We start from the raw sequence: 16,713 nt of genomic DNA on the forward strand, positions 1-16,713 counted from the left end.
GTAAAGTAAGAGTCTTAGGTACTACTGAGTTTATTACATCTGTTACCCATTACGATGATAAGGCGAGACCTATTAATATATACAGTAAAAATCCTTATCTAGGCACTGTGGATGAAGTTAAAAGCCAGCTTGCTTTTGATGGTACAGTGACAGAAACTACCACGACACATAGTCGTACTGGATTTAGCACCATTACTACGGTAGATGTCTTTAGCTATGACCATATGAACCGTCTTATAGATCAACAACAGAGCATCAATAGTGGTACTGCAGAGGTTATTGTAGAAAACACCTATGATGAGTTGGGCCAATTAGAAAGCAAAGGTGTTGGTGGTACGACTGCACAATCCCGTTTGCAAACGGTAGATTATACCTATAACATCCGTGGGTGGTTGAAAGAAATTAATGATGTGGCTAATTTGGGCACTGACCTCTTTGGGTTTAAGATTAATTATAATGAACAAGAAGGCGCTATTCAGTTTGCTGACTTGTATAATGGTAACATCTCACAAACCATCTGGAAAACGGCAAATGATAATGAAAAACGCGGCTACTCTTATGAGTATGATGACCTCAACAGAATTGATAGGGGCATCATGCGCAAAGGAGACAACCTAGATGTCTATACCAGACATCATCTAAGAAGTGTGAGTTATGATAAAAACGGAAACATTGTAGCTCTGCAAAGAGATAGTAATGTAAATATTATGGATGACCTTACCTATACCTACGATGGTAATCAGTTATTATCTGTCACGGATGCCAATACCACACACCTTACTGAAGGGTTTATTGATGGTAATACTTCTGGTAATGATTACACCTATGATGCCAATGGTAATATGCTAAGAGATTACAATAAGGGTATTTCATCGAATATTTTATATAACCACCTAAATTTACCAACTCAAGTGACTTTAAATGGTGGAAATATTCAGTACATTTATGATGCAACTGGTGTTAAACAGAAAAAAATTGTGAGTAACGGTACCACGACATACTATGCAGGGAACTATATCTACGAAGGAAGTAGCCTTAAGTTTTTCTCGCACCCAGAAGGCTATATAGAGCCTAATGGTAGCAACTTTGATTATGTATACCAGTACAAAGACCATTTAGGCAACATACGTCTAGCCTATAGTGATACTAACAATAATGGTAGTGTTAACGCGTCTGAAATTATAGAGGAGAATAACTACTATCCATTTGGCTTAAAACATAAAGGGTATAATAACGTGGTGAATGGTACTGACCATAAATGGGGTTACTTAAATCAAGAAGAGAATGACGAACTTGGTTTAGGATGGTTGACATTTAGATATCGGAATTATATACCAGAGATTGGTAGATTTTTCGGCACAGACCCAATCTCTGAAGAGTTTATGTCTATATCTACTTATCAGATTGCCCATAATAACCCAATATGGAAAATAGAGATAGAGGGACTTGAAGGAGAGACTCATAATAAAGAAGGCAAGGGAGATATCCAACATCATGAACCAGTAAAAAGGGAAAACAGAATAAGTAGGGGAACACCTTTTGTAGCCACAGGAACTGGGAAAGTAGTTCAAGAAACTACAAAACAAGTAGTCACTAAAACAAGTTGGGGAGCTAGAGCTTTGGGTGCTACAGGTAGACTTTTAGGTAATGCTCTTATTTATTTAATGCCTACATCATTGGATGAACCTCAACCGTCTGATTTTATGGATGATATCAAAATAGACGAAAAATTTCGTCCAGATGATAAGCAAGTAAGAAATCAGGAAGAAGAAGACAAAAGGACTCCAATAAAACGTATTAGAGATTTTGATGGTATAGATTACATTATGGCTGGGGTAGATTCATATGAAAACCCAGGTCATCATGATCCTAGTGGAGGTCCTAATCCATATAACTCTAGTAAAAGTGTTTTACCTAATAATCACGAAGACTTATGGCAAGATAGTGTTGCTGACCCTAAATCTGATAATACTAGATGGACAAAAGAAGGCTCAGGGAAGAAAGCTGTTTATCACAGATTTCAATCTGATGGGAATGGTAATTGGCATTGGAACGGATCAACTAATGGAAGAACGAAATCTGGTAATGCAAGGGAAATCAGGATTAATCATGTACCAAATGAAATTAAAAAACTATGATAATTGGAGAAAAAAATAAGTTTGCTATTGAAGTAAGTGTTTCAAACAATAATTGGGGAAATGCAAGATTATGGTTTGATAACAATGTGCTAGGCACTTTTGATGAAGAAATTCCCTTAAAAGGATATCTATTGTCTGGTCTCAATAGAATTTCTTTATCTAAGCAAATTGATATGGATTTATCGCATATGCAAAAAAATACAATCTTCGAAGTATTAATTCAGAGATTAAATGATTCTTCAGATAGTTTTATACATGATTATTTAATAAATGACTTTGGAACATTCTGTGATGATTTTATTATATTTTCGTTTCTTTCAAAAGAAAAGCTACATATAATATGGAAACTAACATCTAATGATACTCCATTTAAAGACTTAAACAATATGAACTTGGAAATAAAACATTATACTACAACACTTGAAAAGTTTAACGATAATGTTCATGAATTAAAAAGAAGATTAGATAATATTATTGGGTAGGGCGGTAATGGTACAGAATGGTAGTGTAGTAAAAAAGGCCATGGACTAAAAAATGACTTTAAATAATTGAAAAGCAGTAATTAATTACTGCTTTTCTTCATAAAGGATTAATTTATAGGGATAGTAATTCTAAATTAAAGATTCTTAATAAGAATAGACGTTCTTTAAAATACTGTAATGAAATTTATAGATAGCTTTGATTTCTTAGTGAAACAGCAAAAAAACTATCTTAGACTACTATCCTTTTGGCTTAAAGCATAAAGGGTATAATGGTAATGTTGTTGGTACTGATAATAACTATAAAGATTTTCAAGGACAAGAACTTACAGAAGATTTAGATCTTAACGTACATGAATGGAAATATAGAATAAGTGACCCAACAATTGGTAGATTTTGGCAAGTTGATCCATTAGCAGAAGATTATGTTTACAATGGAACATATAATTTTGCTGAAAACAGAGTTATAGATGGTAATGAGCTTGAAGGATTAGAATGGACGAGATTTCAAAACCCAGATGGAAGCACTAGGTATTCAGTTAGTATGAAAGTATTAAATTCAACTACAAATGAATTTAAGTCTGATGGTACACAAATAGGAGAAAGAATGACTTCAAAAAAGGTTTCCAATGGAGCAGAAGCAATAAAATCTCAAATGGAAAGTTCTTTCTCTGGTATTGATGCTGAAGGAAATAATGTAACTGTAGAAGTGAATTTGGAATATGTAGATAGCGTTGGTAAAGATGATTTCTATATTGATTTTGTTGATGAAGTCGTTGGTGCAGATGGTGTTCCTCTTTCAAAATCAGGTGTTTTAGCTGCTGGTAAAGTTGATGAAATTGGAAATGTAGATTCTAATAGAATTCAAGTTGCCAAATCTCCTTTCAACTCTACAAATACTGAAATAGGTATTACTGGAGCTCATGAGGGAGGACATACAGCAGGTTTAACTCATGAGTCAGCAGGTACTGATGCACAAAATTTAATGAAGAAAGGAGCTACAGGAGGAAATATAACTCCTTCGCAAAGAAGTTCGTTGCGAAACGTTGTTCCTAGAGTAAGAGGAATAAAACCAATAAAGGCTACTGAGATTAAGACTATGGAAATAAGTTCAGAAATTATTAGTAATAATTAAATATTATAAGATGAGAAAAACAATTTATCTGTCAATTTACTTCTTATTCCTATTGAATTCTTGTAAAGGGTATAAAGTTTTTTATGACAATAATGAGCCTTCGGCAAAAGAAACAGAATTAATTAATAAATATTTAAAACCCAATAAAAAAACAATATCATTTACAGATGGTTTTCAGAATCATAAGCTAAAGATAAAATTGAGTGACAACTCTGAAGTTTTTAATGGAGTTATAAATACTGATGAGACTCTTGGTTTAGCAAAAACAGTTTATTTTAATAAAGAAGAGCAATATATTTTAATCTTTATTGATGGAAAAAAACTAAAAATAAAAAATCAAGAAGGATATAGTTTTATTTATGTTTCTAATAATGATAATGAAGTACATATAGAATTTAAGAAGGCGCCATATATTTTTAGTTAAATTGAGTAGTATCCCAAAATAGAATTTAATTAATTGAAAAACAGTAGCTAACAGAGATGTTAGTTGCTGTTTTTCTTTGTTCATTAACATGAATCATTGATATATTGTTTTTTACGATGAGAGCTACTATCCATTATCTATAGTTTTATTTTGCAGTGTAATGATTTATATTTGGTACAGTATATATCAGAATAATTTAAATGAAATTTAAATCAGTTACTTATAATATTTTTATTTTTTGCTTTTTGATTTCATGCGGTTCAAAAAACGATTCAATAAATTATGGAGATAGTTTATCTATTGTTCAGTTTGAGAAATTAAAAAATAAGTATTTGAAAAAAATGAAGTCTAATTCGATAAATGACTCATTAGATTTAATTATACTTTTAAGAGCCTCAAATACTATTAGGTATAATAATATTTCAAAGATGAAAAAAAGAGATGTGAAATTTATAGAATTATATAATGAAAAATATTTGCTTAAGACTCAACGTGAATTTGAGTTTTCTGTTTCTATTGATACATGCCTTTATTCAAATAAGATTGATATGAATATCTTGCCTTGTAAGCTAATAAAACCCAATGATGTATTTAAGATAATTAAACAATAGTTAGTGTACCTAATTAGACATAGCTTAGAAAATAGAATTAAATTAATTGAAAAACAGTAGCTAACAGAGATGTTAGTTGCTGTTTTTGTATTTAGAATTATTACCTAAGCATCAAGCTCTTAATCACCTCTTTACCAATAGCATCATTAAGCATCGCTATAATTTTTTCTTTACCATAGCTTAGTTCTTCTCGCAATACACTAGAGCTTAATTGTACATAAAGTGTGTCGTGTTTGAGCTCTATGGCAGTGGTATAATTATTAACGCCATTACCCATAAGTTTTGCCCAAGCTTCACGTACATTAACCTTGTCTAAACCACTTTGTAGGTTATTGGTGGCCACAAACTCTTTAAGGGCGTCTTCTATAGATTGATTATCGTTATTGCGTTTTGCCATGTTTAGTCTAAATCCAATTCAATAGGTTGATAGCGTTTGTAAAGATAGATGGTTTCTCTGTCATTAATAACCTTAAGACTATTTTTGTCTGCACTTAAAACAGTCTCTTTCCAACTGGCGTAAGGTGTTTTGTAATAAAAATTTAAGCTATCACTTTCAATCTTTACAGTAATACCTTCAGCATCTTTTGAGGTCACGTATTTCGAGTTAAAACCTGGTTTTAGCTTTTTTCTAAAGCCTTGTAAGCTATCATTAATTCTTATATAATCTATGGTGTCATTGTACTTGTATTCCTTTTTATTACCATCAGTAAAAATCACTTCGTCAATTTCCCAATAGCCATTAACATGTTCTAAAATAGACTCAGGTTCTTGAGCGCAAGACATTAAAACGGTGAAAACAAATAGAACTAAATAACGTCTCATAGCTTTATGATTTTATAGGATTGGTGTATCTGTTTGACAACATTTTCGGTACGCTCAGCATGGGTGTCACTAATAAATATTTGTCCAAAATGGTCGTCATCTACCATACTTATAATTTGTGCCACACGATTTTCGTCTAATTTATCAAAAATATCATCTAAAAGTAGAATAGGAGGCACGCCACTTTGCTGTTTTATAAAATCGAACTGCGCAAGCTTCAATGCAATTAAAAAGGATTTCTGTTGGCCTTGACTACCAAATTTTTTAATCGGGTAGTCATCAATTTTAAATAATAAATCGTCTTTGTGTATGCCAACACTTGTGTATTGTATCGCACGGTCTTTGGCGAGATTGATTTGTAGTAATTCTGCCAGGTCAGATTCAAACAAATCACTTTTGTAAACCAAATTTACAGTTTCTTGACTATTACTTATGGTCGCATAACGCGCTTTAAAAATGGGGATAAACGTCTTTAGAAAAGCTTCTCTCTTTTCAAAAACAGGTTGTCCAAAGGTTTTTAATTGCTCGTTATAGACCTCTAAAGTATCTGCATTATAGGTATTGTTAGCTGCAAAATATTTTAATAAGGCATTGCGTTGCGATAAAACCTTGTTGTATTTAATTAGATCTGCTAAATAAGCTTTATCACTTTGCGAGATAACGCTGTCTACAAATTTGCGACGCACATCACTACCTTCAGAAATTAAATCGCGATCAGCTGGCGAAATGATGACTAGTGGAATAAAGCCAATATGCTCACTAAATTTTTCGTAGGCCTTGCTGTTACGTTTTATAACTTTTTTCTGCCCTTTTTTTAGAGAGACAATGATTTTTTCGTCACGTTCATTCTTTTTAAATTGCCCATCAACGACAAAAAACTCTTCGCCATGTTTGATATTTTGCGTCGCTACCGGATTAAAATAACTTTTGCCAAATGCCAAATGATAGATAGCGTCTAGAGCGTTTGTTTTTCCTATACCATTTGACCCTACAAAACAGTTAATTTTAGTGTCAAAATCGAAAGTAGAACTTTCAAAATTCTTATAATTGACTAAAGAGAGTCGGTTTAGAAACATAAAATTTGTTGTAAGCGTAGTATTTAAAAGCTTTAGCTTAAGATGTAAAGCGGCTGCAAATTATTGAAAAATAACAAATAAATAGGCTTTTATTTACCAATAAAAATTTTATTTTTGCCCTCGCACAAATACGAAATCATGGCAACATATAAGAAAAGAGGATACAAACCAAAAACCAAGAAAGAAAAGGTTGAGGAAATAGAGCAAGATTCAACAACAGCTGAGGTATTTAATACCTTAGATGAGTCTGCTTCCAAAACTGAAGAGTGGGTGATTAAAAACCAAAACTTTATCTATGGTATTGTTGGTGTTGTAGCTGTAGTGATTTTAGCATACATGGGTTATAATAAGTTTATCGCTGAGCCAAATGCTAAAGATGCAATGAATGAGATGTCTAAAGCTCAGAGTTATTTTGATGAAGCTATTAACGCAACAGATAAAGATTCGTTATTGACATTATCATTAGAAGGTGGTGAAGGGAAATATGGTATGCTAGATATTATTGATGAGTATGGTAGCACACCAGCTGGAAACCTTGCGAACTATTATGCAGGTATGGCTTACCTTAATATGAAAAAATACGATGAGGCGATTAAGCACTTAAGTGATTTTTCAAGTGATGACTTAATGTTATCGGCTATTTCTAAAGGCGGTATTGGTGATGCTTTTGTACAGTTAAACCAATCTAAGGATGGTTTAGAGTATTATGAAAAAGCAATTAAGGTTAATGCAAACGATTATACGACGCCGTTGTACTTAAAGAAAGCTGCAATTGTAGCTATGGGTTTAGGCGAAAATCAAAAAGCATTAGATTATTTGAATAGAGTGAAAACTGAGTTTTCAAAATCTAATGAAGCTAAAGATATTGATGTACTTATAGGAAAAGCATCAGCAAGCTTATAGATATGGCTACTGAAAATAAAAATTTATCTAACTACGATAAAGCTACAATCCCAAACGCGAAAGACTTTCGGTTTGGGATTGTTGTTTCAGAATGGAATGATACCATTACTGAAGGGCTTTTTAATGGTGCTCTAGAAGCACTTAAAGATTGTGGTGCTTTAGATAAACATATTACACGTTGGAATGTGCCTGGTAGTTACGAATTGGTGTATGGTTGCAAAAAAATGCAAAACCAAAACGTAGATGTAGTTATTGCTATAGGCTCAGTCATACAAGGAGAAACCAAGCATTTTGATTTTGTTTGTGATGGCGTTACCCAAGGGATTAAGGATTTGAATGTTCTTAGTGATATCCCTGTTATTTTCTGCGTGCTTACAGATAATAATATGCAGCAATCTATTGACCGTTCGGGTGGTAAACATGGTAATAAAGGTACTGAAGCTGCCATAGCTGCTATAAAGATGGCACAGTTACGTAAAGATTCCAACGGATTAGGAATGCGTATTGGTTATTAATATCTCATTATTCTTGTAACTACCATTTCTGTCAGATAATCTTCCTTTGGCAGGCTTTTTGTTAACAATTTTTAGGAGTTGCAATCATTAATATGCTTGTATTTTAAGTATTTTTGATGGTAATCACAGTAACTGAAGATAAGTTTGTTTAAACAGCGAAAGAATAAAAAGTTTAACTATAAACCACGATTTCAAAATTCTGAAGAACTTAGAGAGGAAAAAGATTTTGAAACTAAATGGGAAGAAGTTAAGCAAGGGTCAAAGCGTAGAGGTCGAGTTTTTTCTACTTTGCCAGTAATGCTTGTCATGCTAATAGCTGTCATTGTACTAATGTATATTCTTAATGGATATATGAAATAAAAGGGATTATGGGTTTTTTGAAGACTAGAAAAAATAAAAGGTATAATTATACACCACGATATTACAAAGGAGAGGGAAGTCCTTATGAGTTAAAGCATAAATTTGATGACTATCGTACTACTGTTAATCCTCCAAAAGGATTAAAAGGGAAGTTTAATGCTGCTGTTGATGATTACAAAAATAGAGACGAATCTGTAAATAAACGTGTGTTTATTATTGTCGGAGTGCTTATTTTGATATTCCTTTTTATTATTGATTTCGATTTATCTATTTTCTTCAAGAGCTAATGTCAGACATTATTCAACTATTACCAGACCATGTAGCTAACCAAATTGCTGCTGGTGAAGTCGTACAGCGTCCAGCTTCAGTCGTAAAAGAGTTATTAGAAAATGCTATTGATGCTAATGCTTCAGAAATAAAACTCATCTTAAAAGAAGCAGGCAAAACATTAGTGCAAGTCATAGATAACGGAAAGGGCATGAGTACAACTGATGCGCGTTTGTCTTTTGAGCGTCACGCCACTTCAAAAATTAGATCTGCAGAAGATTTATTTCAATTAAATACAAAAGGCTTTCGTGGTGAGGCTTTAGCAAGTATTGCTGCCATCGCCCATGTTGAGTTAAAAACAAAACAAGAAAATGATGAGTTAGGAACAAGTATTCTTATAGAAGGCAGTACAGTAAAATCGCAAGACGTCACTGTAACGCCAAAAGGTACATCTGTTTCTGTAAAAAACTTGTTTTTTAATATTCCTGCAAGACGAAATTTCTTGAAGTCAAATACTGTTGAGTTAAGACATGTCACTGACGAATTTCATCGTGTGGCTTTGGCGCATCCAAATATTGGTTTTTCGATGTATCATAACGGCAGTGAGCTATTTAGTCTTCAGTCTAGTAACTATAGACAACGCGTGGTTAACATTTTTGGAACTAAAACGAATGAGAAGTTAGTCCCAGTTGAAGAAGAAACGGAGGTATTAAAAGTTTCAGGGTTTGTTGGTAAGCCTGAATTTTCTAAAAAAACAAAGTCTGAACAGTTCTTTTTTGTGAATAATCGCTTTGTAAAAAGTCCATATTTAAATCATGCAATTAATGCCGCGTTTGAAGGTTTACTAAAAGACGGTTATCATCCTAGTTATTTTCTAAACTTAACGGTAGACCCAAAAACTATTGATATTAATATCCATCCAACAAAAACTGAAATTAAATTTGATGATGAGCATACGCTTTATGCCATTTTGCGTTCATCAGTTAAGCATAGTTTAGGGCAATTTAATATTGCGCCAGTTTTAGATTTTGAAAGCAATACAAATTTAGATACACCTTATGATTATAAGGATAAAGCAGGCAAAACACCTACCATAGAAGTAGATAGTACTTTTAATCCTTTTGCTAATGAAAAAGCTGTAGCGTCTTCACCAGGTAGTCATGCACAGCAAAGACAATTTGCAAAAGCACCTGCTGCAAACTGGGAAAGTTTGTATGTTGGTTTAGAATCTAAAGGGAATAGGTCTCAAAATGATTTTGCAGAAGTTACTTTTGAGAGTAATCCTGAGACGGCATCTATTTTTAAGTCAGAAGACGTAGAGCAAGAGAAAACAACCTATCAACTCCGTCAAAAATATATTGTAAGTACCATAAAATCTGGGATGCTAATTATAGACCAGAATCGTGCACATCAACGTATTTTGTATGAGAATTTATTAAAACAATTAACTTCAAAAGAAGCCACAACGCAGCAATTGTTATTTCCTTTGACTATTGGATTTTCTATAGCTGATATTGAAATTATTAAACAGTTGCGACCCGATTTAGAGTTTGCTGGCTTTGAATTTTCTGAAGTTAAGGAAGAGCAAATCATTATCACTGGAGTTCCTGTAGGTGTTCCTGAAAGTGAAGTGTCTATTGTTTTAGAGCAATTGATAAGTGATGTAGAGAATGATGTCCCAGACCAAAATTTTAGTGCCTCGGATTTATTGGCAAAATCTATGGCAAAAAGCTTAGCTATAAAAACAGGTCAAACATTAAACTCTGAAGAACAAGAGCATATACTTAATAGTTTATTTGCTTGTAAAGAACCATCAGTATCACCAACAAATAAAACCACGTTTATCACCTTAGGTGTTGATGATATTGAAAAGAAATTTATGTAACTAATTATGAGATTAGGAATTACAGATGCAGTAAAACATTTACTTATAATTAATGTTTTGATTTTTATAGGAACATTAAGTATTGGTGGCGGGCAATTATTTTATGAGTTGTTTTCATTGTATTATCCTCAAAATTCCGCTTTCCAACCTTGGCAGATTATAACACATATGTTTATGCATGGTGGAGGAATGCACTTGTTTTTTAACATGTTTGCGCTTTGGATGTTTGGTACAGCTGTTGAACGACAATTAGGAACAAAGCGCTTTTTGTTTGTTTATTTTTCAGCTGGACTTGGAGCTGTAGTCTTAACTTTTTTAGTTTATTACTTTCAAATATTTCAGGAACTTAGTGTTATCAATAGTTTAGGTTTATCTAAGGATGTTATTGAGCAAATTTTAAATGCAGATATTGTTAATTCTGAACAATATTTTGACAGACAAATTTTAGCTGAAAAAATGAGTCTGATTTTTACAGAAAATAATATTGATGCTTCAGTTATTAATGGAGAGGCATTCAATAGTTTTTATATTGTAAATACTAAAGTTCCTATGGCAATGGTTGGTGCGTCGGGTTGTATTATGGGTATATTAGCTGCATTTGGTATGATGAATCCCAATGCAGAATTAATGATGATTTTCTTGCCTATTCCTATAAAGGCCAAATATTTTATTCCAGGAATTATCTTATTAGATGTTATATCTGCATTTACTGGTCAATCATTCTTTAGTCCAAGTAATACTGCTTTTGTTGCTCATATTGGTGGTGCAATAACTGGCTTTATAATCATGTGGTTTTGGAAAAAGAATAGCATGAACAAATACCGTTGGGATAAATAATGAGCACATTTCAAGACTTAAAATATAAATACAACAGCCTTAATACTTTTGGTAAGATTATAGTTGCTAATGGGATTGTTTTTATAGCTATTATTTTATTAAGAGTTTTAAAATTGGGAGCTATTAGTCGTTTTTTTGTGTTGTCTTCTGATTTTGGTGATTTTATATGGCAACCTTGGTCTATAATTACGTATAGTTTTATACATGTAGATTTATGGCATCTGTTATTCAATATGTTGTTTCTGTTTTACTTATCGCGTATAACAGTAAATCTTTTTAGACCTAAGCTTGTACTTAATGTTTATTTTTTGGGCGTCATTATTGGTGGTGTTTTGTATATGTCTATTGCAAGTCTATGGCCTACTGATTTCTTTGGAGCTGGTGGTACTTTACGAGGGGCTTCTGCTGGTGTTGCTGCATTGTTGCTATTTGTAGCTACTTATATGCCTGAGTCAGAAATACGACCGTTTAATTTATTTAATATCAAATGGAAATACATTGCCCTCATATTTATAGGTTTAGATGTTTTTAGAATGTTACTTGGCCTTAATTCTGGAGGGTATGTCTCCCACATTGGCGGCTATTTGTTAGGGTTTTATTACGCCAAGAAATTACTTGAAGGTAAAGACATTGGTTCTGGTTTTGAACGTTTTGTGGACCGTTTCATGAATTTGTTTAAACCTAAGTCTAATCTAAAAACAGTGCATCGTAAAAACCAAAAATCCGATTATGCTGGAAAGACCAAAACCGAATTTGATACGTTTAATAAGCAGAAGCAAATAGACATCATATTGGATAAGATAAGCAAAAGTGGTTATGAGAGTTTGACTGCTGAAGAAAAAGAATTCTTGTTCAAAGCTGGGAAATAGCTACATATGCGCAAACTTAAATTTATAAATAAGATTATCTTTTTTGTCAATTCTTTGGCCGCATTCTTATTACTAGTATCATATATATTGCCATATATTCCACCTAAAAGTTTCTCTCTACTTTCTGTATTAAGTTTAGCTGTTCCTGTACTTATTGTTTTAAATATATTATTCTTTTTGTACTGGTTGCTTAATGCAAAAAAGCAATTGCTGTTATCGCTTTTTGTTTTATTAATTGGGTTTAGTTACATCACTTCTATATATAAATTTACGGGTTCTAAAACTGTAGATGATGCGTCTAATTTTTCGGTCATGAATTATAATGTGAGGCTTTTTAATTTATTTGAATGGCTTCCGAGTAAAACAGTAGAAGCAGATATTTTAAAGTTTATAAAGTCTGAAAATCCAACGATTATTAGTTTTCAAGAATACCGTAAAAGTGATAATTTTCAATTGGAAGGCTACGAAAAATTTGAGAATGTTTCAGAAGGTAAAGTAAAAAGCGGTCAGGCTATTTTTTCAAAATTCCCTATCGTTAATTCAGGTTCTATTACATTTCCAAACACTTCTAATAATGCCATATTTGTGGATATCGTGAGACAAAAAGATACGATTAGAATTTATAATTTGCATTTGCAATCTTCAAAAATAAGCACAGAAGTCAGTGAGCTTAAAAAAGAAAGCTCAGAAAAATTAACGAGGCGTATTGGAGAGGTTTTTCAGATGCAGCAGTCACAAGCTGAGTTAGTATTAGCGCACAAAGCAAAATGTCCTTACAAATCTATTGTTACAGGAGATTTTAATAACACAGCTTATTCTTATGTTTATGACAAAATTAAAGGTGATTTCAAAGATGCCTTTAAACTGGCTGGTAATGGTTTTGGAAAAACCTTTGATTTTAATATAATTCCATTACGAATCGATTTTATTTTGGTAGATGAATCTTTTACGGTTAATGGTTTTAAAAACTATGATATCAAACTCTCAGACCATTATCCAATTAAGGCCGTTTTAAAGTAACATAAAACTGCAATCTACTGCATCTGCAATAATATGAATAAGTAGCCCTAATCCAAGTAATCGTGTCGATTTTAGCAATGCCAAAACTAAATATATAGCAATGGCATAATAGCTATGTAGAATGTGATAGTTAATACTACAGCGATTAGGATCAAACATTGGGTTTGCTAACAAATGGTCTAAATCTATTAATAGCCCTAAAAGCATAATTAGATAAGCAGTTTTCCATTTCTTTCTGAAAAAGAGTAATGCAATAACTAATGGGCCAATACAATGAATACCATAATGTAGTATTGGTTGTAACATTACAATTTTGGTATTTGTGCTTCTAGGTAATTTAGAGTATTTGGACCTTCATTAAATAATAAGTCCAAGATGCTTAAATTTGGAAAGTAACCATGCTTATCCATAAAAACTTGAGTGTACTTATTAAATTGAAAATTGGTGTGCTTTTTTGCATTAACCAAGTGTCTATAGTCGTTAGAAGAATTATCGGGTACTATAAATTCTTCTGATAAAGTATAGCTTTTATTTAATTCTAAAGCTTCTGAAATTAACTCGAAGCATTTTAGATTTAAATCTAATAGGTATTTGAATTGCGTCTCAAATATTGGCATTAAATCATCAATATAAAACTCATAAAAAGGCGACATACGATAGGCTGAATCTAAAGATTTTAAATGCTGTAGTTGCCAGTTATCAGTAGATGAAATTTGAACATCTTTTGATTGTTGCCGTAGCTTTTGAGTGTAGGAAACTGGAACAGAAAGGACTAGTTTACCATTGGCACCATATATCTCACTACGATTTCTATAGGTTTGCTTTTGGTAATTATCGCAGACTTCAAAAACTAAATTATCTGAAGTTAATATCGCTACAAAATGTGCAATATTTGGAAAATATGTAGGATGCAAAAGCATATGTGCTATTGATTATTTTGCTTTAGCTTTCTTCTTCTTTCTCCAGCGATTAAAGAATGTAATTCCGAAAATTACTGCTATAAAAGGTATAAGATAAGATACACGTTCGCCTTTACCATTCACTGTTGTAAAAACACGGTCCCAGCGGATGCTCCAATTTTTAATACCATCGTTAATACCATCAATACTCATCCAGATAAAAACAGGTTTACCAATAACGTGATCAAAAGGTACAAATCCCCATGCGCGAGCATCAACAGAATTATGTCTATTGTCTCCCATCATCCAGTAATAGTCTTTTTCAAAAGTGTAAGAATCAACAACTTCACCATCTAAAATAACTTCATTCCCTTTGGCATATACGTTATGGCCTTCGTATTCTTGAATCAACCTATCATAAAGTGGTAAATTTTGTACTGTTAATTTAGTAGAAGCTCCAGCCTTTGGTATATATAATGGTCCAAAGAAATCTACATTCCATGAATAATTTGGGTCTCTAGGAAAAGTCCCACCATAAACGCCTTTTTCTTGGATATTCTTTTTTACTGATGCTACCTCAGGGTGATTTTTAAATGAAGCAATAGCTTTATCCGAAGCAGCACGGATTCTATATATATCTGTTTCTCCTTGAGCTTGACCCATACCATCATCAATATCTGCTCGGTCTAAAGCTGCAAGAATACGATTAACATCGGCTTGAGATGCTAGAGGATTCTTTAGCTTTACATCATAAGAAAATTGTAATTGTGCTCTATCTGGTAACACATTTTTCTTCCCATTAATATATACATAACCTTCTTTGATTTCTAGTGTATCGCCAGGAATCGCAACACAGCGCTTTACTAGATTTGTCTTTTTATCAATAGGCTTGTAGTAATTTCTGTCTGGAGTAAAAATATCCATATTACGAAGCGTATCTGCTGGTTGCCCAAAAACCACGTAATCATTGTTTTTTATTTTTTGGAAAGCAGGGAATCTAAAGTATGGTAATTGTAATTTGTTTTTCCATGATGTATTACGCTTTTCAAAATTATCATCATATAGATAAGATTTAATTTTAGCAACAGGGATAGTATCATGTACCATTGGTGTACCTATAGTTGTCATTGGTGCACGTGCGCCATAATGGATTTTACTAACTACTAAAAAATCTCCTACTAATAGGGATTTTTCTAAAGATGAAGACGGAATTACAAAAGGTTGAAAAAAGTATGTATGTACAATCGTTGCTGCTACAATAGCAAATAGAATAGAGGTAATCCATTCGCCAGCTGATGTTTTTGGTTTTAATTGTCTATCCTTAATAAAATCTACATCAGCGATATAGTTTAAATAATAGAGATAAAACCCAAAAGTTAATATGCAAATTAATGCATCTAACTTGGTGTCCTTTCCAAAAGCTCTTGCTGTTTCTACCCAAGTCGCAGGAATCATAATAAGATTTACAATTGGTAAGAAGATAAGAATAACCCAATACCAAGGGCGTGTAATAATCTTCATTAAGATTATGGCATTGTAAATAGGAATAAACGCCTCCCAAGCTTGTCTTCCTGCTTTAATATAGAGTTTCCATGTACCAAGTCCGTGTATAACTTGTAATATCAAAAATAGGATTAACCACTCAGTCCAGTTCATATATTTTGTTTTAATCTACTGTTGGTAGAAAAGTATTACTATTTGTTTCAAATTTTGTGCAAATTAACCAATATTTAAGACGTCTTTCATGCTAAAGACACCTTTTTTATCAGCAATCCACTCAGAAGCAATTACTGCGCCCAAGGCAAAACCTTCTCTATTGTGAGCTGTATGTTTTATTTCTACAGAATCAACTTCAGAATTATAGTTTATAATGTGAGTTCCAGGGACATCTTCAATACGTTTGGCATCAATTTTTATTTCATCAGAGTTAGGTGCATTTAAAGTCCAGTTTTTATAATCTGAAGTTTTAATAATATCGTTAGCTAGCGAAATTGCTGTACCACTTGGTGCATCTAATTTTTGAGTATGATGAATTTCTTCTATACCTAGATGATAATCAGGATAGTTCGCTATTAGTGATGCTAAAACACGATTAACTTCAAAGAAGATATTAACACCGAGACTAAAGTTTGAGGCATATAAAAATGCACCGTTATTGGTGTTACAATAATCTGCAATGTCATCGTAGTTCTCTAGCCAACCAGTAGTTCCAGAAATTACAGGAACATTGGCTTCTATGGCACTTTTTATATTAGAAACAGCAGTAGATGGTAAGCTAAAATCTATAGCAACATCAGAGTCTTCAAAATGTAACGCTTTGGTTTTGCTATCAGCTTTAAGACTTATTGAATGCCCTCGCTCTTTCGCAACACGCTCAATAATCTTTCCCATTTTACCATAACCGAGTAAAGCTATTTTCATCTGTTAATAGTTATTGTTTTTAATGTCAGATGGAGCGTCTAAATTATAATCT

The 16,713-nt window shown here is 32.7% G+C and carries 20 protein-coding genes; 13 read left to right on the top strand and 7 right to left on the bottom strand.

Annotated elements, in window-relative coordinates; genetic code table 11:
• From Q0770_RS14375 to Q0770_RS14395, 5 genes are all read left to right on the top strand, one after another.
• Positions 1–2,138, top strand: a 2,138-nt coding sequence (locus Q0770_RS14375) for an RHS repeat domain-containing protein (RefSeq protein WP_299118108.1), incomplete at its 5' end; no start/stop codon positions are given.
• Positions 2,135–2,620: an Imm42 family immunity protein gene (locus Q0770_RS14380; RefSeq protein WP_299118110.1), complete on the top strand. Its 486-nt coding sequence runs from the start codon at positions 2,135–2,137 to the stop codon at positions 2,618–2,620. The genes Q0770_RS14375 and Q0770_RS14380, both read left to right, overlap by 4 nt.
• A gap of 541 nt (positions 2,621–3,161) precedes the next feature.
• On the top strand, positions 3,162–3,752 hold the full coding sequence (locus tag Q0770_RS14385) for a hypothetical protein (RefSeq protein ID WP_299118111.1): 591 nt from the start codon (positions 3,162–3,164) through the stop codon (positions 3,750–3,752).
• A 10-nt stretch (positions 3,753–3,762) separates the two neighbouring features.
• Positions 3,763–4,176 (top strand): hypothetical protein, encoded by a 414-nt coding sequence (locus tag Q0770_RS14390; protein WP_299118113.1) that lies wholly within the window; start codon positions 3,763–3,765, stop codon positions 4,174–4,176.
• 200 nt (positions 4,177–4,376) lie between these two features.
• The gene (locus Q0770_RS14395) at positions 4,377–4,787 is read left to right on the top strand and encodes a hypothetical protein (protein WP_299118114.1); all 411 of its coding nucleotides are present in this window, start codon (positions 4,377–4,379) and stop codon (positions 4,785–4,787) included.
• Between the two features lie 100 nt (positions 4,788–4,887).
• Here Q0770_RS14395 and Q0770_RS14400 read toward each other — a convergent pair whose 3' ends face one another.
• From Q0770_RS14400 to Q0770_RS14410, 3 genes are read right to left on the bottom strand one after another with little or no spacing between them, the layout of a single operon-like run.
• Positions 4,888–5,184, bottom strand: a complete 297-nt coding sequence (locus Q0770_RS14400) for a DUF721 domain-containing protein (RefSeq protein WP_299118115.1) — start codon at positions 5,182–5,184, stop codon at positions 4,888–4,890.
• Between the two features lie 2 nt (positions 5,185–5,186).
• Complete coding sequence (locus Q0770_RS14405) at positions 5,187–5,609, bottom strand: hypothetical protein (RefSeq protein ID WP_299118116.1); 423 nt, start codon at positions 5,607–5,609, stop codon at positions 5,187–5,189.
• Positions 5,606–6,685, bottom strand: a complete 1,080-nt coding sequence (locus tag Q0770_RS14410; protein WP_299118117.1) for a DNA replication/repair protein RecF — start codon at positions 6,683–6,685, stop codon at positions 5,606–5,608. The genes Q0770_RS14405 and Q0770_RS14410 overlap by 4 nt, the downstream gene beginning before the upstream one ends.
• 138 nt (positions 6,686–6,823) lie before the next feature.
• On the opposite strand from Q0770_RS14410, the gene Q0770_RS14415 reads away from it, so the two are divergent.
• The 8 genes from Q0770_RS14415 (at position 6,824) to Q0770_RS14450 (ending at position 13,341) form a co-directional block, all read left to right on the top strand.
• A complete protein-coding gene (locus tag Q0770_RS14415) occupies positions 6,824–7,588 on the top strand; it encodes a tol-pal system YbgF family protein (RefSeq protein ID WP_299118118.1) in 765 nt (254 codons plus the stop codon).
• A 2-nt stretch (positions 7,589–7,590) separates the two neighbouring features.
• The gene (ribH, locus tag Q0770_RS14420; RefSeq protein ID WP_299118119.1) at positions 7,591–8,103 is read left to right on the top strand and encodes a 6,7-dimethyl-8-ribityllumazine synthase; all 513 of its coding nucleotides are present in this window, start codon (positions 7,591–7,593) and stop codon (positions 8,101–8,103) included.
• Between the two features lie 144 nt (positions 8,104–8,247).
• Positions 8,248–8,463, top strand: a complete 216-nt coding sequence (locus Q0770_RS14425; protein WP_299118120.1) for a hypothetical protein — start codon at positions 8,248–8,250, stop codon at positions 8,461–8,463.
• A gap of 8 nt (positions 8,464–8,471) precedes the next feature.
• Positions 8,472–8,750 (top strand): riboflavin synthase subunit beta, encoded by a 279-nt coding sequence (locus Q0770_RS14430; protein WP_299118121.1) that lies wholly within the window; start codon positions 8,472–8,474, stop codon positions 8,748–8,750.
• A complete protein-coding gene (gene mutL, locus Q0770_RS14435; protein WP_299118123.1) occupies positions 8,750–10,615 on the top strand; it encodes a DNA mismatch repair endonuclease MutL in 1,866 nt (621 codons plus the stop codon). Before Q0770_RS14430 ends, mutL begins: the two co-directional genes overlap by 1 nt.
• 6 nt (positions 10,616–10,621) lie before the next feature.
• Positions 10,622–11,452, top strand: a complete 831-nt coding sequence (locus tag Q0770_RS14440) for a rhomboid family intramembrane serine protease (protein WP_299118124.1) — start codon at positions 10,622–10,624, stop codon at positions 11,450–11,452.
• Positions 11,452–12,321, top strand: a complete 870-nt coding sequence (locus Q0770_RS14445) for a rhomboid family intramembrane serine protease (RefSeq protein ID WP_299118125.1) — start codon at positions 11,452–11,454, stop codon at positions 12,319–12,321. Before Q0770_RS14440 ends, Q0770_RS14445 begins: the two co-directional genes overlap by 1 nt.
• Before the next feature lie 6 nt (positions 12,322–12,327).
• A complete protein-coding gene (locus Q0770_RS14450; protein WP_299118127.1) occupies positions 12,328–13,341 on the top strand; it encodes an endonuclease/exonuclease/phosphatase family protein in 1,014 nt (337 codons plus the stop codon).
• Here Q0770_RS14450 and Q0770_RS14455 read toward each other — a convergent pair.
• From Q0770_RS14455 to dapB, 4 genes are all read right to left on the bottom strand, one after another.
• Positions 13,333–13,647 (bottom strand): DUF6122 family protein, encoded by a 315-nt coding sequence (locus Q0770_RS14455; RefSeq protein WP_299118130.1) that lies wholly within the window; start codon positions 13,645–13,647, stop codon positions 13,333–13,335. The genes Q0770_RS14450 and Q0770_RS14455 overlap by 9 nt on opposite strands.
• Positions 13,647–14,261: a WbqC family protein gene (locus Q0770_RS14460; RefSeq protein WP_299118132.1), complete on the bottom strand. Its 615-nt coding sequence runs from the start codon at positions 14,259–14,261 to the stop codon at positions 13,647–13,649. The genes Q0770_RS14455 and Q0770_RS14460 overlap by 1 nt, the downstream gene beginning before the upstream one ends.
• A gap of 12 nt (positions 14,262–14,273) precedes the next feature.
• Complete coding sequence (gene lepB / locus Q0770_RS14465) at positions 14,274–15,896, bottom strand: signal peptidase I (protein WP_299118133.1); 1,623 nt, start codon at positions 15,894–15,896, stop codon at positions 14,274–14,276.
• A 63-nt stretch (positions 15,897–15,959) separates the two neighbouring features.
• Positions 15,960–16,661 carry a 4-hydroxy-tetrahydrodipicolinate reductase gene (gene dapB, locus Q0770_RS14470; protein WP_299118134.1) on the bottom strand — a complete coding sequence of 234 codons (702 nt, stop codon included), beginning with the start codon at positions 16,659–16,661 and terminating at the stop codon, positions 15,960–15,962.
• Positions 16,662–16,713 lie beyond the last annotated feature (52 nt).

This window comes from uncultured Winogradskyella sp., assembly GCF_947501905.1.
Taxonomy (GTDB): Bacteria; Bacteroidota; Bacteroidia; order Flavobacteriales; family Flavobacteriaceae; genus Winogradskyella.